At 45.1% G+C, this 24266-nt stretch carries 16 protein-coding genes; 10 read left to right on the top strand and 6 right to left on the bottom strand.

Annotated features, from left to right (window positions below; translation table 11 throughout):
- The first annotated feature begins 60 nt into the window (after positions 1 to 60).
- Positions 61 to 1335 carry an aminopeptidase PepB gene (gene pepB / locus Q4591_RS14095; RefSeq protein WP_102435724.1) on the top strand — a complete coding sequence of 425 codons (1275 nt, stop codon included), beginning with the start codon at positions 61 to 63 and terminating at the stop codon, positions 1333 to 1335.
- Positions 1336 to 1403: 68 nt separating this feature from the next.
- Here the strand turns inward: pepB and thpR are convergent, their stop codons facing one another.
- Positions 1404 to 1955, bottom strand: coding sequence for an RNA 2',3'-cyclic phosphodiesterase (thpR, locus tag Q4591_RS14090; protein ID WP_157937388.1), 552 nt, complete (start codon positions 1953 to 1955; stop codon positions 1404 to 1406).
- Between the two features lie 199 nt (positions 1956 to 2154).
- Here thpR and Q4591_RS14085 point away from each other — a divergent pair, with 199 nt between their 5' ends.
- From Q4591_RS14085 to mrcB, 3 genes are all read left to right on the top strand, one after another.
- The gene (locus Q4591_RS14085) at positions 2155 to 4395 is read left to right on the top strand and encodes an EAL domain-containing protein (protein WP_303461563.1); all 2241 of its coding nucleotides are present in this window, start codon (positions 2155 to 2157) and stop codon (positions 4393 to 4395) included.
- Between the two features lie 159 nt (positions 4396 to 4554).
- Positions 4555 to 7164 (top strand): ATP-dependent helicase HrpB, encoded by a 2610-nt coding sequence (gene hrpB, locus Q4591_RS14080; RefSeq protein WP_303461561.1) that lies wholly within the window; start codon positions 4555 to 4557, stop codon positions 7162 to 7164.
- A gap of 197 nt (positions 7165 to 7361) precedes the next feature.
- Entirely contained in the window at positions 7362 to 9605 is a 2244-nt protein-coding gene (gene mrcB, locus Q4591_RS14075) for a penicillin-binding protein 1B (protein ID WP_303461584.1), read from the top strand.
- Between the two features lie 164 nt (positions 9606 to 9769).
- Here mrcB and Q4591_RS14070 read toward each other — a convergent pair whose 3' ends face one another.
- A complete protein-coding gene (locus Q4591_RS14070; protein WP_303461559.1) occupies positions 9770 to 11959 on the bottom strand; it encodes a TonB-dependent receptor in 2190 nt (729 codons plus the stop codon).
- A 312-nt stretch (positions 11960 to 12271) separates the two neighbouring features.
- Between Q4591_RS14070 and Q4591_RS14065 the strand changes: the two genes are divergently transcribed.
- Positions 12272 to 12970 carry a DUF3581 domain-containing protein gene (locus tag Q4591_RS14065; protein ID WP_102435732.1) on the top strand — a complete coding sequence of 233 codons (699 nt, stop codon included), beginning with the start codon at positions 12272 to 12274 and terminating at the stop codon, positions 12968 to 12970.
- A gap of 130 nt (positions 12971 to 13100) precedes the next feature.
- On the top strand, positions 13101 to 13487 hold the full coding sequence (locus tag Q4591_RS14060; RefSeq protein ID WP_076543163.1) for an RNA polymerase subunit sigma: 387 nt from the start codon (positions 13101 to 13103) through the stop codon (positions 13485 to 13487).
- A 90-nt stretch (positions 13488 to 13577) separates the two neighbouring features.
- On the opposite strand, the gene Q4591_RS14055 is transcribed toward Q4591_RS14060, so the two are convergent.
- Together Q4591_RS14055 and Q4591_RS14050 are read right to left on the bottom strand one after the other, a co-directional pair.
- Positions 13578 to 14294 (bottom strand): MliC family protein, encoded by a 717-nt coding sequence (locus tag Q4591_RS14055; protein WP_102435734.1) that lies wholly within the window; start codon positions 14292 to 14294, stop codon positions 13578 to 13580.
- A gap of 112 nt (positions 14295 to 14406) precedes the next feature.
- Positions 14407 to 14592: a cytoplasmic protein gene (locus Q4591_RS14050; RefSeq protein ID WP_076543161.1), complete on the bottom strand. Its 186-nt coding sequence runs from the start codon at positions 14590 to 14592 to the stop codon at positions 14407 to 14409.
- A gap of 275 nt (positions 14593 to 14867) precedes the next feature.
- Between Q4591_RS14050 and Q4591_RS14045 the strand changes: the two genes are divergently transcribed.
- Both Q4591_RS14045 and chrA read left to right on the top strand, forming a co-directional pair.
- The gene (locus tag Q4591_RS14045) at positions 14868 to 15305 is read left to right on the top strand and encodes a MarR family winged helix-turn-helix transcriptional regulator (protein WP_241901103.1); all 438 of its coding nucleotides are present in this window, start codon (positions 14868 to 14870) and stop codon (positions 15303 to 15305) included.
- Between the two features lie 241 nt (positions 15306 to 15546).
- Positions 15547 to 16698: a chromate efflux transporter gene (chrA, locus tag Q4591_RS14040; RefSeq protein WP_102520650.1), complete on the top strand. Its 1152-nt coding sequence runs from the start codon at positions 15547 to 15549 to the stop codon at positions 16696 to 16698.
- 102 nt (positions 16699 to 16800) lie between these two features.
- Here the strand turns inward: chrA and fdhF are convergent, their stop codons facing one another.
- A complete protein-coding gene (fdhF, locus tag Q4591_RS14035; RefSeq protein WP_303461556.1) occupies positions 16801 to 21018 on the bottom strand; it encodes a formate dehydrogenase subunit alpha in 4218 nt (1405 codons plus the stop codon).
- 435 nt (positions 21019 to 21453) lie between these two features.
- The gene (locus tag Q4591_RS14030; protein ID WP_102435742.1) at positions 21454 to 21645 is read right to left on the bottom strand and encodes a hypothetical protein; all 192 of its coding nucleotides are present in this window, start codon (positions 21643 to 21645) and stop codon (positions 21454 to 21456) included.
- Here Q4591_RS14030 and prfB point away from each other — a divergent pair.
- Positions 21644 to 22742, top strand: a protein-coding gene (gene prfB, locus Q4591_RS14025; RefSeq protein ID WP_198589352.1) for a peptide chain release factor 2 whose coding sequence is annotated in 2 segments (ribosomal slippage) — positions 21644 to 21718 and positions 21720 to 22742 — 1098 coding nt in all. Because the reading frame shifts where the segments join, the coding sequence is not laid out codon by codon here. The genes Q4591_RS14030 and prfB overlap by 2 nt on opposite strands.
- Positions 22743 to 22754: 12 nt before the next feature.
- Complete coding sequence (gene lysS, locus Q4591_RS14020) at positions 22755 to 24257, top strand: lysine--tRNA ligase (RefSeq protein ID WP_102435746.1); 1503 nt, start codon at positions 22755 to 22757, stop codon at positions 24255 to 24257.
- The last annotated feature ends 9 nt before the right edge of the window (positions 24258 to 24266 follow it).

The raw sequence follows: 24266 nt of genomic DNA, 5'->3' as shown, positions 1-24266 counted from the left end.
ACAGTACACTTAGCTTATTGGTTATCTAAGTTACAACGCAAGCATAACAAGGACATTACAATGGAAATTATGACGATTACCCTAACACGAGAAGCGCCACAGAGCCTTTGGGGTAAAGCAGATGTGAGCTTTCAAGGCCATCAAGCGCTGATCCATTTATCTGCAGCAGATGAATTACGTCAAGTACAAATGGCGGCTAGAAAAATTCGTAGTCAGGGTATTAGCAAGGTGCAGCTTGACGGTGAGTTATGGAGCCTTGATTCGCAATGGGCTTTTTCTCAAGGTTTTACCACGGCCAAAGGCCCATTTGAAGTACTCTGGTGTGGTGACGTGAGCACTCAAGCCACTTTATCTCATCGCTTTGAAGCGGCAAGTTTCGCGCGCAAATTAGTTAACGAAACCCCTGAAGAATTGTCTCCGGTTATTCTTGCCGAGCACGCAGCAAACTGGCTCAAAGACATTGGTGGCGACAAGGTCAGTTTTGATATTTTTGAAGGCCAAGAATTACTCGAAAAACAATGGATTGGTTTACATGCGGTTGGCCGTGGCAGTGAGCGTCCGCCAGCGATGCTAGTGCTTGATTTTAATCCACTCGCAGCCGATGCCAAAGTATCCACCGCTCTTGTGGGCAAGGGCATTACCTTTGACTCTGGCGGTTACAGCATTAAGCCTTCAGAAGGCATGCTGGATATGAAATGCGATATGGGCGGCGCGGCAACAGTGACAGCAGCGCTGGGTCTAGCCATGAAAGCCGGTCTGAATAAGCGGGTTAAATTGTTTCTGTGTTGCGCCGAAAACCTCATCAGTGGCCATGCTTACAAGTTAGGTGACATCTTAACTTATAAAAATGGCGTTACCGTTGAAGTGGTTAACACCGATGCTGAAGGGCGTTTAGTGTTAGCTGACGGGCTGCAAGCAGCATCAGATACTGGAGCAGAATTAATTATTGATGCGGCAACACTGACAGGTGCGGCGATTATGGCTGTGGGCAATAATTACAATGCGATATTTTCACCGCAAATGGAAACCTTGCAATTAGCACAACAAAAAGCGGCCACTGTTGCTGAAAATGTCTGGCCACTGCCATTGGATACTTGGCATAAAGATATGTGCCCTTCACCTTATGCAGATACCGCCAATAGCCGCGCAATGAAAGGCGGCGGTGCAGGCGGCGCGTCAAATGCAGCAGGCTTCTTATGGCGCTTTGTGAGCCCAGAAGTTAACTGGTTGCACATGGATTTAGCTGGTGCATATGCATCATCGGCTACGCCATTATGGAGCGCTGGCGCAACAGCTCATGGAGTATTGACCATCGCGGCAATGTTAGAGCGATAAAGCCTATAACTCTTCAGGTTTTAGCTATAGATTCGAGAAACGAAAGCTGCCTAGGCAGCTTTTTTTCGTTATGGCTGTAAAGGCCACTGTTGCAGTGGTTTATATATAAGCCCTTGAGTACTGCTAATGGATTCATAGAGGGTTAAATGGCGGGCTTTTGTGTTTATAGCTTCAGTGAGTGCAGGTAACTTATCTATAAGGGCTGCAGGCTCTGACACAGCTCTAAATAAGCTGATATGGGGTCTAAATTCATGCTGAGTTTGATAAAGGTTTAAGTGTGATGTCATTAATTTTAAGCTGTGGGCAATATGCGCCAACGCTTTTTCGGCATCACCCTGAATGCACAAGACTTTCGCTTTAGGCCAGTAAGCAAGTTGTTGCAGTGGTTGTTCAAAAGCGCTGAAATGCTGCTCGGTGATATACCGATCAATCTGCAGCATCTGATCAGAACTAATTTTGCCTAAAAATGCAGCGGTTAGATGTAAATTCTCCCGCTTAACGGCGCTAACCTGTATACTCAGATGCGGCATTAATTGCTGCTGATATTGGCTCAATTGAGTGCGGTTTGACTCTGATAATGCAATGGCAATAAAACAACGTTTATGGTGATTTTTAGTCATGGGTCTCCTTAACGCCATTGATCCTTATCTGTTGTTAGCATTATTTTTTATTATTATGACGTTTATCGTCAAAGACATGTTAGCTTAATCGACGGCAACAGTTTACGGTTAGGTAAATTAACAGCAAGACCAGTGAAGCTCCGTTTAGAGGGATACTGCATAATGACAGCAAAAATGCTGCGAATGAATGAGTCATTGAATGAGCAATAGTGAACTGAAATCAGTATGGGCTAGCCCGCAGTCTGCTGAATTAAATCACTACCTGTGCTGTGATAAGGTTATGGCTGAGATTGATGCATTGCAACTGCAATTAGGCGTCGATGAAATCGTGGTTTTACTATCCCAAACAACTGAAAGTCTAACCAGTGGTAAAGTTTACCATGCCAAGGCGTTGCAAGCTTATCAGCATCAAGATCAATTTCAACAGCATCTTCAGCGCCAACCTAATAACGCACGAATAGGCCAATCGCTCGCTGCCTTGCCTGATTTATGTGAACAATTACTCGCACAAGATAGTGCTGATATCAATGCCACAACAAGTCTTTTGCAGCGTCAAATAACTGATTTTGTTCAGTCACGGTCCGAGGTGTTTTCACTCTCTTTGAGTGAAGCGGTGCAAATAGGCAATACCAGGTTGATTTTTTTACCACTAAAATATCAATTAAATTGGCAACTTGAGGCCTCGGATGGTGTCAATTGTCCTATGACAAAGCTTAACGAGGCTAGCCTAAAGCTGGCATCTGAAGCTGAGCTGGCTCGCGTATCGCAATTATTAACAAACAAAGAAGCCCAATACCTTGAGCTTTTTCAGCAACTGCCGGTAGCCTGTTCGCTCATTGATAAGGACAACTGTATTAGCAGTCAAAATCAAGTGGCTAGCCAAATTTTTCCGTCAATCAGTAATCAAAGTTTATATTCATTAATCAATGCAGATGACCACATATTGTTGGATGATTGCCTACACATTGTCAGAGATGGAGCACTGCATCAGTCATGGTGTGAAGTTCCACTGGTTAAAGCGGGTGTGACTCACTGGTATAAACTTAGCTTTTGCCGCGCATTAGACATAGAGCAGCAATTATTGATGATGATTGAAGATGTGTCAGAACGCTATCGTTTAGCCGATGAGCTGTCATTTCAATCCAACTATGATCCGCTCACAGGTCTGCCGAATCGGTTACAGTTTGAGGCAATGCTTGAAGAATTAATTGAGCATAAAGATCGCTTGCCTGTGTGTGTTGCCTTTATGGATCTTGATCAATTTCAAGTGGTTAATGATATCAGTGGTCATCAAGCTGGGGATGAATTGTTACGTCAGGTGTCTAAGCGTCTGAGCTACTTACTGCGTCATGGCGATGTCGTTGCCCGTTTAGGCGGCGATGAATTTGGCATTTTAATGTTCCAAGCGGATAAAGAGTCAGCCGAGCAAGTGGGCAACCGCATTTGCCAGCAATTATCCGAACATGAATTTATTTGGGGCGAAGTCAGCCATAATATTGGCGTTAGTATGGGTATGACTCAACTGGATGCGAAGTCAGAAGACATTTACCGCATTATGAGTCAGGCAGATGCGGCGTGTCGTATCGCCAAAGAAGATGGCCGTAATCGCTGGCATTTTTACAGTAAAAACGATCCCCAAGTACATCATTTATATAATCAAATGCTGGCCTCCGTTGATATCGTCTCGGCACTGGCGCTTAATCAGTTTGAATTATTTTATCAACTCATAGAACCGCTAAATTCTGACGAGCGTGGCATTCACATGGAAATCTTATTGCGCATGGTGCAAGAGGATGGCCGTTTTGTATCACCAGGGGTGTTTTTACCTGCAGCAGAGCGCTATAACCTAGCATCAAAAATTGATAGCTGGGTTATCGACAACCTTTTAAAGTGGGGCGCACGCAATAGCGAAATTTGGTCGCAATTATCAATGGTGTCGCTAAATTTGTCAGCGCTGTCATTATCCGATAGCAAGTTTATGGACTGGTTAGAAATACGCTTGATGGTTGAGCCCGAACTGGTGTCTAAGTTGTGTTTTGAAATCACCGAAACCGCCGCTATTAGTCAACTCGAACAGGCCACCACCTTGATTGAGCTATTAAAACCTTTAGGTTGCAAGCTGGCTTTGGACGATTTCGGATCGGGCTTTTCAAGTTTTGCTTATTTGAAATGCTTAGATGTGGACTATGTCAAAATTGACGGTCAGTTTGTGGTTAATGTCTGTGACGACCGCAGTGATAAAGCCATTGTCTCGGCTATTTGCCAGCTGGGTAAAGATATGGACTTTAAAGTGATAGGCGAATTTGTTGAAAGCGCTGACATTGGGCGGCAATTAAAACAGCTTGGTGTTAGCTATGGCCAAGGCTACGCGATTGGAAAACCAACCCGCTTGCAGGATTTATCCTCAGGGATCAGAACGCCGTGGTTAATCGATTTATAGGCGATTAGCTTTTTCGTTTCAGTCGTTAATTGTCAATGTGTGCATGCTTCGATTTGCATATGCTTTAATCTGCCCCCGCTTCGATCTGCATAGAGCCGTAGCATCAATAATCGTTTATGAGTAAACTGAAGCCAGATTTTCGCCGTTAAAGTATCTCCTTTGAGCTCATTACCTATTCAAGCCTTATTTGCGCCATTACAACAGGCGCTGGGCGATCATTCGCAAATTATCCTCGAAGCGCCCACGGGTGCCGGTAAATCCACCGCACTACCTCTGGCAATGCTGCAGTGGCCGCAAATTAGCGGCAAAATCCTCATGCTGGAACCAAGGCGGGTTGCTGCTCGCAGTGTGGCGCAATTTATTGCTAAATCCCTAGGGGAAAAAGTCGGTGAGCGAGTGGGCTATCGGGTCAGAGGTGAGAGCCGAGTCGGGGCTAATACCCGCTTAGAAATTGTCACAGAGGGTATTTTAACGCGGATGATCCAGCAAGACCCAGAGCTTGAAGGCATAGAGGTCATTATTTTCGATGAAATCCATGAGCGTCATTTACCCACAGATCTGGGTTTAGCGCTGGCGCTAGAAGTGCAAGACTCGCTGCGCGAAGATCTTAAAATTATTGCCATGTCGGCAACCCTATCGGGCTTACCCTTAAGCCAATTAATGCCTGACGCTGCCACATTAGTAAGCCAAGGTCGAAGCTTTGATGTTGAAACGCTTTACCGACCGGTAATGGGGCAAGTGCAGTGGCTAAGTCATTTAAGCCAAGTGGTTATCGACAGTGTCAGCAGTAGCAACACAGTCCCAAGCGACTACCAACATGGCTCGGTGTTGGTGTTTTTACCCGGCAAAGGGGAAATTAATCAACTGCAGCGATTATTAAGTCAGCGACTAGACCCAAATGAATTTTTACTGTGTCCCTTATACGGTGATTTATCTCCTGCTGAGCAAGATAAAGCCATTTCTCCCGCCCCTAGTGGCAAACGTAAAATCGTCATTGCCACTAATGTTGCTGAGTCGAGCTTAACCATCGATGGCATCACTATTGTGATAGACAGTGGGTATAAGCGTGAGGCAAGCTTTAACCCACGCACAGGTGTTAGTCGATTATCGTTAAGGCGTATAAGCCAAGCCTCGAGTATTCAGCGTGCAGGCCGTGCAGGGCGCTTACAAAAAGGCTGCTGCGTGAGATTGTGGGGCCAAGAAGAACAAAGTCGAATGATGGTGGCTGATGCGCCTGAAATCACCCAAAGCGAGCTGACGTCAATGGCGTTTGATTGTGCCTATTGGGGCGTGAGTGATATTGAGTCCTTACCGCTATTAACCAAGCCGCCAGCGATTCATCAACAGGTGGCGTGGCAATTACTCGCCAAGCTTGAGCTGGTGGATGAGCAACATAAAATCACCGTTCAAGGCCAAGCGGCCTATGAGCTAGGTTGTCACCCGCGTTTAGCGCACATGTTGCTGACTTCGCAAGCCCTTGCTAAATCCCAGCAACAGGCCGACTTAGTGTTACTGGCATGTTTACTTGCTGCGGTACTCGAAGCACGAGGCTTACCTAAAAAAGGCGCTGATATCAGTCAGTACCTGGGTTTAGCGACCCAAGGACAAATGGCAACCCAAGTGAATAAATGGCAGCGGGCGCTATCTGCTAAAGGCGATATCAAGCAAGTGGCTCGCGACGCCGCCAGTCGTGATATTAGTTTATTATTGGCGCTGGCATACCCCGACAGAATTGCCAAAGCCCGCGGTAAACTAGGTTTTGCCCTCAGTAACGGCACAGGGGTTACTATTGATGCTGAAGATGCTATGGCTAATCAAGCTTGGTTAGTGGTGGCCGATTTTCAAGAAACCCAAGGCCGCAATGCAGGACGAGTCTATCTTGCTGCGGCAATCAACCCTGAGCACTTCCAGCAAGAGCTTAAATTTTTAACCCATGAGGTTAAAATTTGTCAGTGGGATGAAACCAAAGGGCGCTTTTTTGCTGAAAAGCAAACCCGAGTGGGTGAGGTTATTATACAGCGCGCTCAAGAAACTCAGGTAGATAATAAATTAATCCAGCAAGCGTTATTGAGTCACATCCGCGCGAAAGGCTTAACTGTGCTGGATTTGGGCGAAAGTTTTTTGCAATTACAATATCGACTGAAGTTAGCCCAGCAATTTGCGCCGCAACATGATTGGCCAAACCTTGATGATGCCAGCTTGCTAGCAAGCTTAGAGCAGTGGTTAGCGCCATATTTAGCTGAGGTGAATTCCATTGCCAAATTACAAAAACTTGATACCTTTGGCCATGTGAAAAATCTGCTGACATGGCAGCAACAGCAAACATTGAATGAATTGCTTCCCACTCATTGGCAAATGGCTACCGGCACCCGAGCACCGATTGAGTATCAAGTGGTCGCTGCTCAGGCCGTAGAAAGTGAAGCCGATGGCAGCGATAGTGATAAGCAAAGCATGGAAAATGATGCCGCCGACAGCAATAAGGCCGTCAGCGGTAGAGCGCTATTAAAAGTACGCCTGCAAGAGGCTTTAGGTTTATCACAAAGTCCGCTATTACTTCATGGTAAGCTCACTGTCACCATGGAATTATTGTCGCCAGCCCAGCGACCTATTGCTGTAACCGCAGATTTAGCCAGTTTTTGGCAAGGCCCATATATTGAAGTAAAAAAAGAAATGCGTGGCCGTTATCCCCGCCATTTATGGCCTGACGATCCGGTTAATACAACCGCCACTAAATTTACTAAAAAGAAGACGCCAGGCTTAAATTGCTAATGGCGATAAAGAATTAAAAAAAGATGACAGAAACGACAAAGATGATGGCTCCTCAAGCGCCTAAAAAAAATGTAGCGAAAAAGCCTGCAGAAAAGCAATCGGTTCCTAAAACAGCAGCGACAAAGAAACCCGCCAGCAAAAAAGCGGCGACTAAAAAGCCTAGAGTAAAAAGGGTCGTTGCTAAAGCTAAGCCGTCAATGTGGAAAAAACTGTGGTCAATCGGCTGGAAACTCGGCTTGATTGGCATCGTGGTGGTGAGCTCTTACGGCATCTATTTAGATCAAATTATTGCCCGTAAATTTGAAGGGCAAAAATGGCACTTACCCGCACAAGTGTTTAGCCGTTCAATGGCCATTTATCCCGGCGCAGCCATAAACCATCCGCAGCTAATGGCGGAGCTAAAACTGCTTGGCTATCGTAAAGTGGCCAACCCTCGTCAAGTGGGCGAGTTTTCAGCATCCAGTAGTAAAATTGAGCTTTGGCGTCGACCATTTTTACACCCAGAAGGCGATCAAGCAGCTCAGCGGGTGATGATTTCATTTGACTCTCAAGGGGTCAACTCAGTGCAGCGCATGAGTGATAAGCGTCAATTAGCAGTATTTCATTTAGAGCCAGTATTGCTGGATCGCATTTTGGCTTCTGGCGCTGAAGACCGATTATTTGTGCCTACCACAGAAATGCCCCAAGCTATTGTCGATGCCCTGATTTTGGTCGAAGATCGCAGTTTTTATCAGCATCATGGGGTTAATCCATTTGCCATTCTCCGCGCCGCTATCGTCAATGTGACCGCCGGGCGCACAGTTCAAGGTGGTTCAACCTTAACTCAGCAATTAGCCAAAAACTTCTTTTTAACCAGTGAGCGCTCAATTGTGCGTAAAATCCGTGAAGCCTTAATGGCAATCATCATTGATTTTCGATACAGCAAAGAAGAGATACTCGAGGCTTATTTAAATGAAGTGTATATGGGGCAAGACAAGGCGCGTGGCGTTCATGGTATGGGCTTGGCGTCGCAGTTTTACTTCGGCCGTCCTATCGCGGAGCTAACAGTATCCCAACAAGCCTTTTTAATTGCCGCCATTAAAGGGCCATCATACTACAACCCTTGGCGCTCACCTGAGCGGGCGCAAAATCGCCGCGACTTGGTGCTGCGATTACTGATGGAAGATGATCGCTTAACCGTTGAGCAATACAAAGCGGCGGTAGAATCACCACTCGGGCTGCGTGATTTTAATAAATCAGTACATCAAAAACTGCCAGCTTTCTTTGCGGTGGTAAAACAAGAGTTACGAACGCGTTATGGTGATAGCTTACTGCAGCAATCAGGGGTCAAGGTATACACCACCTTAGATCCTATGGCTCAGGATGCTGCTGAGAAAGCCGTATTAAGCACCATGAAATCACTGGATGAACGCACTAAAAACGTGCAAGTAGGGATGGTGGTAACTGACAAATACACCGATGGCATTGCCGCCATGGTAGGGGATAGAGTGCCAAGCTTTGACGGCTTTAACCGCGCAGTGGAAATTCGCCGCCCGATTGGCTCGTTAGTGAAACCATTTGTGTATGCCACTGCATTGCAACAAGGCAGTAAATATAATTTGGCGACCCCAATAGCTGACAAACCGATCACCTTACAAAATGGTCAAGGTAAAACCTGGTCGCCACAAAATGTGGATCGAAAATTCCGTCAACAGGTGCCATTATTAGATGCATTTAAAAACTCAATGAATGTACCAACGGTGAATATTGGTATTGAATTAGGCGTTGATAATGTCGCTAAAACCATGGCTAATGCGGGTTGGTCCGATGCTATACCTCGCTATCCATCAATGTTGTTAGGGGCCATTAATGGCTCACCTTATATGGTGGCGCAGGCTTATCAAACCATTGCCAATAATGGCCGTTATCGACCATTAACATCAATAACTGCGGTGCTTGATACTAATAATCAACCATTGAAGGTAACGCGTGAAAGTGCCGTTCAAGGAATGGATCCTGCAACCGATTTCTTGGTGCAATATGCGATGAATCAAGTGGTCAAAACCGGCACTGCTAAACGCTTGGGTCAAGCATTCCCTAATGTAGCTCTAGCGGGTAAAACCGGCACCAGTAATGATAGTCGTGACTCTTGGTTTGCAGGCTTTGATGAGCGTAACGTGGCAGCTATTTGGGTTGGTCAAGACGATAACAGTAAAACGGGTTTATATGGTTCAAGCGGCGCCATGGCGGTGTATCAAGCATTTTTAAACCAGCGTCCACCGTTAGGCTTGAGAATGACGCCGGCAGATGGGGTCACACAAGGCTATTTTGATAAAGACACTGGTGTGGCAAAACAAGCCGATTGCGACAATGTGATGGCGCTGCCTGCCACTGGCGATAGCTACAAGCCCGTTGCAAACTGTGGTGAGCCGTTATCTTGGTGGCAGAAAATCATTAATTAGCACTCAGCTGAGTCAGCTTTATAATCTTAATGATTAATTAGGCAGAATAAAAAATGGCTACTCGTTTGAGTAGCCATTTTTATTGTATCGGTATTTAGCGAGCTTACCTTTGGCTTAAGTTTATATCGCTTAACTAAAGCTTAGCTAAATCTTAACCTAAGCGATTAAAACTTATAGTGATAACCGAGTGTTGCCGTTTGCGGCTTACCAGCAAAGATAGAACCATGAATGCGGGTGGTCATGTAGGTTTCATCAAATAAGTTATCAACCGTTAAGTAAACTTCTGATGCATCATTAATGAAGTAACGAGCCGATAAATCAACCAGGGTCTTATTGGCAATAAGCTCATCTGTTGCAATGCTACCTTGATCTGCTTTAGTGCGCATATCTGAAGTATAACGCCCTGCAATAGTCACTTGCCAAGCTTCTGCTTGAATGCCTGCTGATAAGTAAAATTGGCTATCGGGTAAATAAGGCAGTTCATCACCCTTTTCAACATCGTCCCATGATTCAAAGTCAGAGCTGAATGAGTTTTGGAACTCCGAACTCGTGTAGGTGTAAGCCATTTTGACTGGGAAGCTAATGTCATTGGTTTGATTAAACTCATAACCTAAGCTCAGTTCTACGCCGCTCACTTCCACTTCACCAGCATTGTACTGATTACCGATGTTGTCATCATCACAACCTTGGGCAGCAGTACAGTTACCATGCATGTTGCTGTAATCACTGTAAAAGGCGATAACTTCAGAATTTAATGCGCCAGTGTTGTAACGAACGCCCGCTTCATAGTTCCAGCTTTTTTCTTCTTTACCGTCATCATTACCCGGTGCAGAAGGCGCAAAGCCTTGTTGAATACCCGCGAGCACGATTAAATCATCAGTTAAGTGATAAGTTGCCGCAACCGAAGGTAAAATAACGTCAAAACTATTGCTGATATCTTCATCCGGTGCACCCTCACGGCCGACGTTAGTTTTACCCCAATCACGACGCTGAGTAGTGACATCTTCATAACGCAGACCGGCAGTAATGGCTAAATCGCCAAAGGTCATTTTATCTTGAACGTAAAAAGCAAACGCTTCAGCGCTATCAATACGGTTAGAATCAGTACCTGGAACGCCGCTATTGGTCAGAGACATCACTTGGTTAGCCCCTAATTCATAGGTATCAACCCACTGAAAGCGATCCATTTCATCTTCATGGTAACGAGCGCCAATGGCTAAGTCATGGTCGCCCACTAGCCAATTTAGCTCAGTTTGAATACCTTGGGATAGGTAGTCACGGTTATTGGCTTTCACTTCAACATCAATCGCAGCTGCTGAAGCAGGATCGCGATCAAAATCAGCCGCAGCTTCAATACCACCGCTACTTAAACTTTGACCCGCCACTTTATTGGTTTTATACCAGTTGCGGTGGAAGTTGTTGTAATAAGCCGTGGTCGCAAGTGATACAGTCGAGCTAAAGTCGATGATATGGTTTAACTGAATTTGCTTGTGATCAGTGCTCATTTCATCTTTTTGAGAGGCAGAGTAACGCATATAAGGTGAAGCGTTATAATCATCTTCAGTTAAACCCATGTAAGTTTCGTTAGACACTTCATCTGAGTACTTTAATTTTAATTCAAGGCGTTGCTGATACTTGGCATCGTCGCTACTATCAATACTGATTTTCGCTAAGGCATCGTTTTTCACAAAACCAGTATCACCACCAACACCATTAATGTCGCGAAAGCCATCAGCTTGATAACGGTAAATTTCTGCTACCGCGCCAACGCGTTCGCCTTGACCGCCTGCATGGGCATGTACTTTAGCAAAGCCGTCTTGTCCTGCGGCCACATCAATACCGCCAGCCAGTTCTTCCACTGGGATTTGACGAGAAAGCATATTGATAATACCACCAGTGGTGCGAGGGCCGTATTTAAGGGTCGAGCCGCCTTTCATGATCTCAACGGTTTGCATTCTACCAGAGGTTGGAAAGTAGTAAGCCGCAGGAGAAGCATAAGGCGCAGGCGCCGCTAATACGCCGTCTTCCATAATGGTGATTTTTTCAGAACGATTTTGACCCGTGCCACGCATACCAATATTTGGACGTAAGCCATAACCATCTTCTTCTTGCAGATACACCCCAGGCACAGACGCTAGGGTGCGCATAATGTCGGTGTATTTGAAGTTTTCAATTTCAGCGTCACCGATAACATGAGCACTACCGGGAACATTATTAACCGGATTGGCACTGCCAAAAATTGAGATTTGCTCCATGGTGGCATTGGTTGCAGGATCTGTATCGGCAGCAGATGCTGAAAAAGCGCTGAATAGGGCAGTGGCTAAAAGACTAATTCGAAGGCTGTGTTGAGTCATGTAAATCTCCAAAGGCGAATTGCAAATATAATGAAAATGGTAATTGTTATCATTTGTATCCGTATTGTGATGGAGTTTACTTAATTAATTACTAAAATCAACATTTGAGTTAATAATGTTAACTCAAATGTAGGAGTTGGATTAGTATGATGTGGTTCGCTTCACAAATAGTGAGGTAAGAGCATAGTGCTGCAGTCGTGACAGCGATTAAGTCATCGGCTGAGTTTATGTGAATTTTTGCTGTAAACTCGATTCACAATAAACCCAACTCAATAAGAGATGGATATCTTTAACGAATAAGAATGGATGTATATGTTTTTGTCACCTTATTACGCTAAGCAAGACCAAAGTGTGTTTATTTCTGCTTTGCAAGCGAGCAATTTCGCCAAGCACGTCGCTGAAGACTTTAATCCTATTCATAATGTTGGCGCTAAACGCTTCTGTGTTCCTGGTGACTTACTGTTTGCTTTAGTGCTCACAGAGTTCGGCTTGAGCAAAAAAATGAAGTTTAAGTTTGCTGGCATGGTCGGTGATGGCGTTGAGTTAATTCTGGATCAGCAAGCCGGTGAACAATTTAGTATTTGTGACAACAAAGGCAAAGAATACCTGCATATCGAACGTGAAGGGGCGCTTTGTCAATGTGATGTACAAAAAGCGGCATTCATCAAAAGTTATGTGGCGTTTTCTGGGCTTAATTTTATTCATGTACTCGTGCCGATGATGAAACAGTACGGCATGATGATTAACCCAGCCAGACCTTTGGTTATTTATGAAAGTATGTCTTTTCAATTAGATACTTTCGATTTCACTGATATGAGCCTTGAATTGGTTGAGCAGGATATGCAAATCAATGGCAAACGCGGTGATGTGACCTTGCAGTTTGCCTTAAAAAGCGCAGGTAAAGTCATAGGCTCAGGTATCAAAACCCTAGTGTTAAGCGGTTTACGCGAATACGATGAGCTGCAAGCGCAGCAAATGTGTCATAGCTATGAAAGCAGTAAATTAGCTTAACTTCTGAAAGTTAAGTTTTAGTTAGCCAGTAGTAAATTAGCATTATTCCATTTTAAAAATGCGATATTCCGTTTTTACATTATGCTTTAGGTAGGATACGTCCATAAGTTGATTATCGCTTGAGGTTTATATGAAAAAATTATTACTGGTTTCGCTTTCTTTTTTAGCATTTTCAGCTAGCGCGAATATTATTTATGATAAAACGGGCGTGAATGAAAAAGATTTTGTTTTCGATCAATATCAATGCCAAGAAATGTCACAGCAAGTTCATAAAAATACTGAATCTCGTGGTGCCATTAGTAGTGGCCTTAAAGGTGCGGCAGTCGGCGCAGCGGGCAGTGCCATTGCTGGTGGTAGTGGTTCACATGGTGCTAAAACCGGCGCTGGTATTGGTGTTGCTGTAGGCTTGCTAGGTGGCGCGAAAGATAGAAGAGCCAATGAAGCCAATTACGAAGCAGAGAAAGAAACAGTAGTGCGTAACTGCATGGCAAATCGCGGCTACAGCATTTTAAACTAATCTAAACCGCTAGCGCTTAGTACTTAGCGCTTAGCGTTAGTAAACAATAAACCATGCTTTTTAGCATGGTTTTTTTATTGGACTTTTACCCTATTTTACTCGGCAATCTATATCCGCTTGCCCAAATTGGCTTAGCACGGCTTGTTGCTGGTGAGTCCAGAAACTAACATTCTGCCCTTGGTATTTCGCCCCAGATGCACTTAGCGTCAGTAATGTTAATAGCGGATTTTGCTGCGCTACCGTGACAGCTCTTGAATCTGCAATTGGATCAGCAGTTGGAGCTAAGCTTAGGTTCAATATTGCTGCAGGTATCGCAGTTTGGTTATAAAAATAAACCCTAATACTCATCAGATTGTTGTTCGATGGGGGATCACATTGATATTGTACCGCCTTAGGTACGTCAAATACCGCAGCGGCGATCTGTAATTCGGTTAGCCGTGAAGTATAGGCGTAAATCACGCACTGTTTAATATCGTCAGCCTTCCAACACTCATTACGGCCTTTTATCCAGCCTCGCTGAAAAGCTTTAAGTTGCGCTAATGCATCTACATCTAAATCAGCATCTGCGCCTAGCTGGGAAATTGACTTTTTGAACACTTGATTGAGCTGTATATCAAGCTGTGCCAATTGACTATCTTGGCAAATAAGCTGCTCCACTTCGCCACTTGCTTGCTGGCAATCAAAAGCAGGCGCTAACTTATCAGCTTCAGTGGCTTGAGTATTAGCTAATACCTCATGATCACTCAGTGCAATGGCCTGAGTGCTCGCGCAGTAACTCAGCAATAACAGTAATGCTCTTATAGCCATGATAGACAATCCTATTTTTAAAGGTGCTTAAAAATAAATCATAACCTATCTGGCTAATTTAGCTTAATCGATCATGAGCTTAATCCAACAGCTCAACTCAGCAGTAACAGCTTTAGGCTTTGATATTAATGTTATGGCCTGAGTTACCAACCGGTGGTGGCAGCGCGGCTTCAATTAATTGAAGGGCCATTTCACCTTCAATCTTTTGCTGATCTTTTGCAATTACAGCAACTTTGAGGCTACTACCTGAATCGATATTGGTCGGCATTGATGATGGAGCATTGATGGAAAGTGCCATAATATTATTACTCTAATTAGCGAAACCTAAATGGGTTAATGATTTATCGGCCAAAATAAGGAAAGGTAGATAATATTTTTGTATTAATCTGTATCAGCGCAGTAATGGCTAATGGTCTATCAGTATATTGTATTGTGCGCAATTTAAGTGTGATAAACTGATAATCGCTTTGGCTATGCAGTAGTTGTGATTAAGCTGCACATCAAATACTGAGCGCCATAGATATTAGAATTTTGCGAGAAAGTAAGCCTGTGACTAGGATTTAAGGAATGATTATGAGTGAAAAGTTTGATGCATTGGCATTAGAAAACCAAGTATGTTTTGCGCTTTATAGTGCCACCAATGCGGTCGTGCGCGCTTATCGGCCACTACTTGATGAACTATCACTAACCTATCCGCAATATTTAGTGATGATGGTGCTGTGGAAAGAGCCCGGGATTAGCGTTAAAACCTTAGGTGAAAAATTACATTTGGACTCAGGCACCTTAACACCGTTACTAAAAAGACTGGAAACAAAGCAACTGGTTATCCGAGATCGCAGTAAAGAAGACGAGCGGGTTAGGGTATTACAGTTAACGCCCCAAGGACTGGCTTTAAAACGGCAAGCGAGCCAAATTCCACAATTGATGCGCTGTAAAGTCGGTGGCAGCGCAGATGAATTACAGCAATTAAAGTTACTCAGCGAGAAAGTGTTAGCGCAATTACAAGCCTAACTAGACTCAATGAGCTATCGAGCCTATTGTCATCAAACTGTGCGGTCAGAAAAAGTACGCTGTCATAAAAACGACACCAAAGCGTCATATAATTAATCTAGTGACGGGGTTGATAGCAAGCTGGTATTAATGATCTCGTATCAAACTCTTATTATTTAAAACTAATTATTTAAACCTCATTATTTAAACTTAAGCCAGTGATGCTATCGCCAGCTTATCTCTAAACGGAATTGGACAGCTTATGTGGCAAATATTTACCCGCTTTTTAGCCTTAGGTTTAGTCAGTTTTGGCGGCCCCGCAGCGCATATTGGTTATTTTAGGCAGACCTTTGTTAGCGAGCTTAATTGGCTCGATGAAAAACGCTATGGCAGCTTTGTGGCGTTAAGTCAGTTTATGCCAGGGCCGGGTTCGAGTCAGGTTGGCTTTGCTATTGGTTATCATCGCGGCGGCTTAGCAGGCGCAATAGCCGCATTTTTGGGTTTTACCTTACCGTCTTTTATGTTGCTGTTCTTACTCGCCATAACCAGTGCCAAGTGGCTTGAAGCCGATGCGGTTGTCGGCATAATCCACGGCTTAAAACTGCTGGCAGTAGTGGTCGTTGCTGATGCGACATTGGGAATGTTTAGCCAATTTTGTCAGCGCAAAACCGCCCGGGTTATTATGTTGCTTACCGCAGCTTGCTTGATGTTACTCCCCTCAATGCTGACCCAAATTATCGTATTATTGCTGGCGGCGATAATGGGCGTGGTATTGCTCACCAAAGGCGAAAATATTACCCCAGAAAATAGCCCCATTAAGCTTAACTATGGCTGGTTAGCATTATTTATCATTGGCATAGTGTCGACGTTTTACTTTATTAATCAAACTGGCACCCTAGGCCAAGTATTTGCACAATTTTATCAGGTGGGCAGCTTAGTGTTTGGCGGCGGTCATGTGGTGCTGCCACTGCTGGAAGCCAATGTCGGTGAGCTGGTAAGCCCAGATCGATTTCTAACCGGTTATGCACTAGCGCAGGCGATTCCTGGGCCTATGTTCACCTTGGCGACCTTTTTAGGGGCCGATTTATGGTTGGAGCAACCCATTTTAGGCGCTATTGTGGCGACCATTGCCATTTTTGTACCGGGATTTTTACTGATGCTGGTGGGGTTAAAAAGCTGGCATGCTATCAGTGAGCGACCGGTTATATCAGGTGCTATTGCTGGAGTGAATGCCGCAGTGGTGGGGTTATTGTTTGCCGCACTTTATTCGCCAGTGTTTACCTCAGCGGTGCTATTACCTATCGATATGGCATTGGTGTTATTAGGCTTTGGCGTGCTGAAAATCTTTAAGCCCAACATTGTTTTGTTAGTAGCAGGGTTTGCCGCTACAGGGGCTTTGTTAGCCGTGCTTTAACTAAATACGATATCGCGATAAAAAAAGGCAAGCTTGGTGATATACCTAAGCTTGCCTTTTTTATCAGTTTTTACGTCAGTTTTACTTCAGTTAAGCGTGAAATTACACCGCTGTGGCTAACTCCGCTTTAACGGCGCAGACTTTAAACTCAGGTATTTTGGCCACCGGATCGACTGCGTTATTGGTTAACTTATTCGCCGCCGCTTCAGCAAAGTGGAACGGTAAGAATAAAACGCCCGCTTGCGCTCGCTTAGTGACAAAGGCGGCAATTTCAATTTCGCCGCGGCGTGAACTCAGTTTTAAATTATCGCCATTACTCACCCCAAGACGCTCAGCATCAAACACCGACATCATCACTCTTGGGGTACCTAAAGTATCTAAACCGCTGGTTTTTCGGCTTAAGGTACCGGTGTGAAACTGCTCTAATAAGCGACCTGTAGACAATACCAATGGATACTCATCACAGGTAGATTCGGCTGGGGCGCGATAGCTCACGGCGGTGAATATACCTTTGCCTTTAATGGGCTGCTCCTGATGCAGCACGGGCGTTCCCGTATGTTGCTCATCACGGCAAGGCCACTGCAGCCCTTTACTTGGCGTGCCATGTTTATCAGCACTTAAACGATCCCAAGTGATCCCTTGATATTGCGGGGTCACTTGATTGATCTCGTTAGTGATCGCTTGCTCGTTAGCGTAGTGCCAGTTAGCGCCCAGTTTATTGGCAATATCTTGAATGATTTGCCAGTCAGCGCGGGCTTGTCCCGGCGGGGTTAATACTGCTTCTAGGCGCTGCACTCGGCGCTCTGTATTGGTAAAGTGGCCCTGTTTTTCAGCAAATGATGCCGCAGGTAGCACCACATCTGCATACTTGGCGGTTTCAGTTAAGAAGATATCTTGCACCACTAAAAACGGCAGCGTCTCCAAAGCTTCAAGCACATGGGCTTGATCTGGGTCGCTCAGCACAGGGTTTTCGCCCATAACGTATAAGGCTTTAACTTTATCTTCGGTAATGGCATGCATCACTTCAGTGGCCGTTAAGCCCTCGGTGGCTGACAGCGGCGTTTGCCACTGCAGCTCAAATTTCTCACGCACCACTGGGTTATCAACCCGCTGATAGCCAGTGTAGTAATTTGGCAGCGCGCCCATATCACACGCACCTTGGACATTACTTTGGCCACGCAGTGGATTAATGCCTGCACCCACTTTACCTAAATTGCCACAGAGCATTTGCAGGTTAGCGATAGCAGTGACATTGTCATGGCCTGAGGTGTGCTGGGTTATGCCCATAGCGTAGTAGACTGCGGTTTTCTCCGCTGTGCCAATATAACGCGCCATTTGGGCAATATCCTCAGCGCTAACCCCACAAATCTTGGTGGCATTTTGCAACTGATATTCAGGCTTAAGCACTTCTTGCATCACTGCATCAAAGCCTTGGGTATGGGCGTTGATATAGTCTTTGTCATGCCAATCATGACGAATGATCTCAGCCATAATCGCATTGAGCAGCACCACATCAGAGCCGGGCTTTTGCGCTACGTATAAACAGGCATCATCAGCAATGGAGACACGTTTTGGGTCGGCAACGATCAAGCGGGCGCCATGGGAGCGAATCGCTTGTTTAATTCTTGAGGCAATTATCGGGTGCGCATTGCAGGTATCTGAGCCTAAGATAAAGATTAAGTCAGACTCTTTGATCCCCGGAATATCATTGGTCATTGCGCCGCTACCCAAACTGAGTTGCAGGGCTGACACAGTACTGGCATGACACAAACGGGCACAATGGTCGATATTATTGGTGCCTAATACGCTGCGAACAAACTTTTGAATGAGGTAGTTATCTTCATTGGTGGCTTTGGCTGAGGCTAAAGTGGCAATGGCATCAGCGCCTGCTTCAGCTTTAACCTTGGCAAAATTATCGGCGATGGTATCTAGCGCTTCATCCCAACTGCAGGGGATCAGCTCGCCCATTTTACGAATAAGCGGCGTGGTTAAGCGTTGCTCGCTTTGAATAAAGTCAAACCCAAAACGGCCCTTAACGCACAACATGCCATCGTTAACATCAGAGTGTTTACTGCCTTCAACATGGCAAATTTTGCCTGTGGTCGGTGACACGCTGACTTCGATACGACAACCCACACCACAGTATGTACAAATGGTCGAGGTGGTCGTTAACTGCTCTTCATCGCCTTGGCGTTTATCACGGGCATCAACTAGCGCACCAGTGGGGCACACTTGCACGCAGTTACCACATTGCACACAATCACTGTCGGCCATGCTGGCACTAAAGCCAACCCGAGGTGCTTGGCGCTCATCGGTTAATTGATTCGGTAATGCTTGGAAGCTGTCTTTAGTGAACTTAATGGCATTGTGACCACTTTGCTGACCACAAATATCGACGCATTTGCCGCAGCTAATACAGCGGTTGGCATCAAATTGAATAAACGGACTGGTTTTATCTACCGCAAATTGGCGCGCATTGGTGCTGTCTAATTGCTCCGCTTGCACATGATACTCAGTGGCATAATCACGTAATTTACAATCGGTATTGGCCTGACAAGCACACTCTAAACAGCGGGCGGCTTCTTGCATTGCTTCATCGGACCCATAGCCTAACTCCACTTCATTGAAATTTAGCTGACGCTCAATGGCGCTAAGCTCAGCCATTTTGTAGCGAGGTTTTGCTGCAATGCTGGGGTATAACTCGGCTGATAATTCAGCGGTTTTAGGCGCTTTCGTTGCATTAAATGGTTTTGGGGTTAAGTCGCAATTGAGCCCCTCGTGTAGCAATTTATTAATGGCTACAGCGGCTTTACGGCCATCACCAATGGCCGCTACTGCTGTCGCTGGGCCGCGGCGAGAGTCACCAATTACAAACAGTTTATCAACCCCTGCAGACATAGTGTGCTCACAGCCGATAAAAGTATTCCAGCGAGTTAGCGCCAGTTCACCTGTGGTGAGGTGACTGGCTGGATCTTCCATAAAGCTCATATCTGGGGTTTGCGACACCGCAGCAATGACAGTATCAAAGGCTTCAATAAAGCTTTCGCCAGTGGCTTTTGGTGAGCGCCGCCCTGATGCATCAGGTTCGCCCAAGGCCATTTTCGCCAGTTCAATGGCGCTGACTTGGCCGTCTTCATTAGCGATATTGTTAAGCGGATTAGTTAAAAAGTGAAACTTAACCCCTTCAACTTCAGCTTCATGAATTTCATAAGGCTCAGCGGGCATATCAGCACGGGTACGGCGATAAATTAAGGTGACATCATGGCCTGCGCGAACGGCGGTGCGGGCGCAATCAATGGCAGTATTACCGCCGCCAATCACCGCGACTTTATGACCGATTTGATAGCTTTGCTCGGTGCAGTAATCTCGTAAGTAATCGACCCCTAAGTAACAGCCTGTTAGATCACTGCCCGGGTAGTTCATCGCCACTGCTTTTTGGGCGCCAATGGCTAAACACACAGCATCGTAATCATCGGTAAGTTGTTTTAGATGAACATCTTCACCAAGGCGGGTATTAGTGACAATGTCTAGGCCATTTTGGCTAAGTAAATCAATTTCTTTATCAAGAATATCTTTAGGTAAGCGATACTCAGGAATGCCATAGCGCAGCCAGCCACCCGCTTTGGGCATAGACTCAAAAATGCGCACCTGATGGCCTTGGTTTGATAAAAAGTAACCGGCGCTTAAACCAGCAGGGCCACTACCAATAATGGCGACTTTTTTACCAGTAGCTGGCAGCTTTTCAATTTGATAGCTGTGCTCATCGGCAAGGTCTAAATCGGCGGCGTGGCGCTTTAATTGTCTAATAGCCACTGGCTCATCAACCAAGCCTCGGCGACATTCGGCTTCACAAAAGGCCGGGCAAACACGGCCAATAGACAGCGGCAAAGGTAAGGTTTGCTTAATGACTTTTACCGCTTCGGTGTGATTACCTTGGGCGATATGAAACAGGTAACTTTGAATATCCACCCCTGCAGGGCAGGCTTGCTGACAGGGCGCTTCACAGTCAGCAAAGTGATCAGACAAAATAGTGGTTAACGCTGCTTGGCGTAACTTGCTTAACTCAGCGGTTTGAGTGGTAATGTGCATGTCACTGGCAACAGGGGTTTCACAGGCTTTTACTTTGCGGCAGCTGCCATCGTGATTTTTGATATCAACCACACAAAGATTACAGGCTTGTTTGCCATGACTGCGCTGGGTATTGCCGTTTGCAGGATCGCATAAGCTAGGAATGTTTATCCCGCCATCGCGAGCGGCTTGAAGAATATTTTTATCAGCACTGACAGTTAACGCAATGCCATCTATTTTGAGAGTAATCATCACTAGGCCTTGTAGGGGTTATTACAGGCTAAATTTTCGCCCTTTATTAGCTCTACAAAATATACCTATTTTTAGATGAACAGAATCAAGCTGAGTAAGTGGAATAAGCTTTTGTAACCGCCATCACGCTTGGGTGTGGTTTTGTGACTTAATCTGTTTTGCTCTAGCTTTAAGTGGGATTAGGTCGCAAATTTGGGGTTAAATTGATCTTGGTGCTATTGGTAGTTGATCGCTGCCATATTCGAGTGCTGATAAAAGTTTAAAGCTAAGGGGAGTAACGTGCAGATTTGAAAGAGATTGTTGTAGATGTGCTGAATAAAAGGCCCGATTATGTCGCAGGTTAACGTTTTTTTAGCAATTAATTCTAAGCCGGTTACATTACCAGTCAGCGGCTTGATGAACCATTTTTAGCTATAGTAATGCCATGGTTTTGGGCTATTTGCTGACATTTTTAGCCAATAACACAGCTTGTGGTTCAGCTTGCTGATGGGCGGTTTTTTCCTGGTTATCAACAATTCCACTAATGTTTGTTAATAATCGCCTCTGAGCGCTAGGTTTAGTCGCAGTCATGGGGTAAAATGCGCGGTTAATTGTATTGTTTACCGCTAAATTAAGTAGAAAATTCATGTTTGAAGTAAATCCAGTTAAATTCAAAATCAAGGAACTCGCTGACCGCACCGAACTTCTTCGGGGGTATCTTTGACTACGCTGCCAAAAGTGAGCGTTTAGAAGAAGTCAGTAGAGAGCTCGAAAGTGCGGAAGTTTGGAATGATCCAGATAATGCCCAAGCCCTAGGTAAAGAGCGCAGCGCCCTAGAAGCCGTCGTGAAAACGATCGACGATATGGATAGCGGCCTTGAAGATATTGAAGGACTGGTTGAACTTGCCATCGAAGAAGATGATGAAGAAACCTTTAACGATGCCAGCACAGAATTAGATGATCTTGAGAAACGTTTGGAAGAACTTGAATTCCGCCGTATGTTCTCGGGCCCACATGATGCTGCAGACTGCTACTTAGACATTCAATCAGGTTCTGGTGGTACCGAGGCACAAGATTGGGCCAATATGGTACTGCGTATGTATTTACGTTGGGGTGAAGCCCACGATTACAAACCTGAACTAATGGAAGTCACCGACGGCGATGTCGCTGGTATTAAAGGCGCAACCATCAAGTTTAATGGTGAATATGCCTTTGGTTCGCTGCGTACAGAAACCGGTGTTCACCGTTTAGTGCGTAAGTCACCGTTTGATTCGTCAGGTAAGCGTCATACTTCTTTCTGTTCGGTATTCGTTTACCCAGAAATTGACGATTCAATTGAGATTGATATCAATCCATCTGATTTACGTATTGATACCTACCGCGCCTCAGGTGCAGGTGGTCAGCACGTCAACAAAACCGAATCAGCAATACGTATTACCCATTTACCCACTAATACTGTGGTGCAGTGTCAAAATGACCGTTCGCAACATAAGAACCGTGACGCTGCAATGAAACAATTAAAAGCGAAACTGTACGAGTTAGAAATGCTCAAACAGAACGCTGATAAGCAAGCCGCGGAAGATGCCAAATCAGATATTGGTTGGGGCAGCCAAATCCGTTCATACGTGCTTGATGATGCCCGTATTAAAGATTTACGTACCGGTGTTGAAAACCGAAATACCCAAAGCGTCTTAGATGGCGACTTGGACAAGTTTATTGAAGCTAGCCTTAAATCTGGCCTTTAACGAGAGAAGAAGATGACTGAACAAACCCAAGACGAAAACAAGTTAATTGCAGAACGTCGCGCGAAACTAGATCACATCCGCGAAAACTGCCCTGCAAATGGTCACCCAAATAACTTCGATCGCAAACACAAAGCTGCCGATATTCAAGCTGAATATGGTCACTTCACTAAAGAAGAGCTTGAAGGCATGGACGTTAACCGTTCAATTGCTGGGCGTATTATGGCTAAACGTGGCCCATTCTTGGTAATCCAAGATGTATCTGGTCGCATTCAAGCCTACGCGGGTAAAGATGTTCAAAAAGATCTTAAAGCCACATTCCAAGGTTTAGACATTGGTGACATCATCGGTGTGACCGGTAAGTTACACCTTTCTGGTAAAGGCGATTTATATGTGAACATGGAGCAGTACCAATTGCTCACTAAAGCATTGCGTCCACTGCCTGAAAAGTTCCACGGTTTATCAGACCAAGAAACGCGTTACCGTCAACGTTACGTTGACTTAATCGTTAACGAAGAGTCACGTAATGCATTTATTATGCGTTCTAAAGTGGTTTCAGCTATCCGTAACTTCATGATCAAAAAAGAGTTCATGGAAGTTGAAACCCCAATGATGCACAGCATTCCTGGTGGCGCTAGCGCGCGTCCTTTTGAAACGCACCACAATGCACTTGATATGGCGATGTACTTGCGTATCGCACCAGAGCTATACCTTAAGCGTCTAGTGGTTGGTGGTTTTGAGCGAGTATTTGAAGTTAACCGTAACTTCCGTAACGAAGGCTTATCGCCTCGTCATAACCCAGAATTCACTATGATGGAATTCTATATGGCGTACGCTGATTACAAAGATCTAATGGATCTTACTGAAGAAATGCTAAGTTCGATCGCTACTGAGCTTTGTGGTTCTACCAAGCTACCATACGGTGAGCATACTGTTGATTTTGGTGGCCCATATGCACGTTTAAGCATGTTAGACGCTATCAAAAAATACAACCCTGACAACGCAACCATTCAGTCTATGACTTACGAAGAAGTTAAAGACGTTGAGTTCATGCGTGACTTGGCTAAGAGCCTTGGCATGACAATCGAGAAGTTCTGGACTTGTGGTCAACTACTTGAAGAAATCTTTGGTGAAACCGCTGAGCCTCAGTTAATGCAACCTACGTTCATTACTGGTTACCCAGCTGACATTTCACCACTTGCACGTCGTAACGACGACAACCATTTCATCACCGACCGTTTCGAGTTCTTCATTGGCGGCCGTGAAGTGGCTAACGGTTTCTCTGAGCTTAACGATGCACAAGATCAAGACAATCGCTTTAAAGCACAAGTTGATGCTAAAGATGCCGGTGATGATGAAGCGATGTTCTACGATGCCGATTATATCCGCGCACTAGAGCACGGTTTACCACCAACTGCAGGTCAAGGTATTGGTATCGATCGTTTAGTGATGTTGTTCACTAACACACACACTATTCGTGACGTGATCTTGTTCCCAGCGATGCGCCCACAAGGGTAATTGTTGGTT

Origin of the sequence: Shewanella sp. 3_MG-2023, assembly GCF_030548765.1 — a bacterium.
Classification (GTDB): domain Bacteria; phylum Pseudomonadota; class Gammaproteobacteria; order Enterobacterales; family Shewanellaceae; genus Shewanella.
Note: the sequence above shows the minus strand (reverse complement) of the source record. Positions and strands in the feature narration are given on the sequence as shown.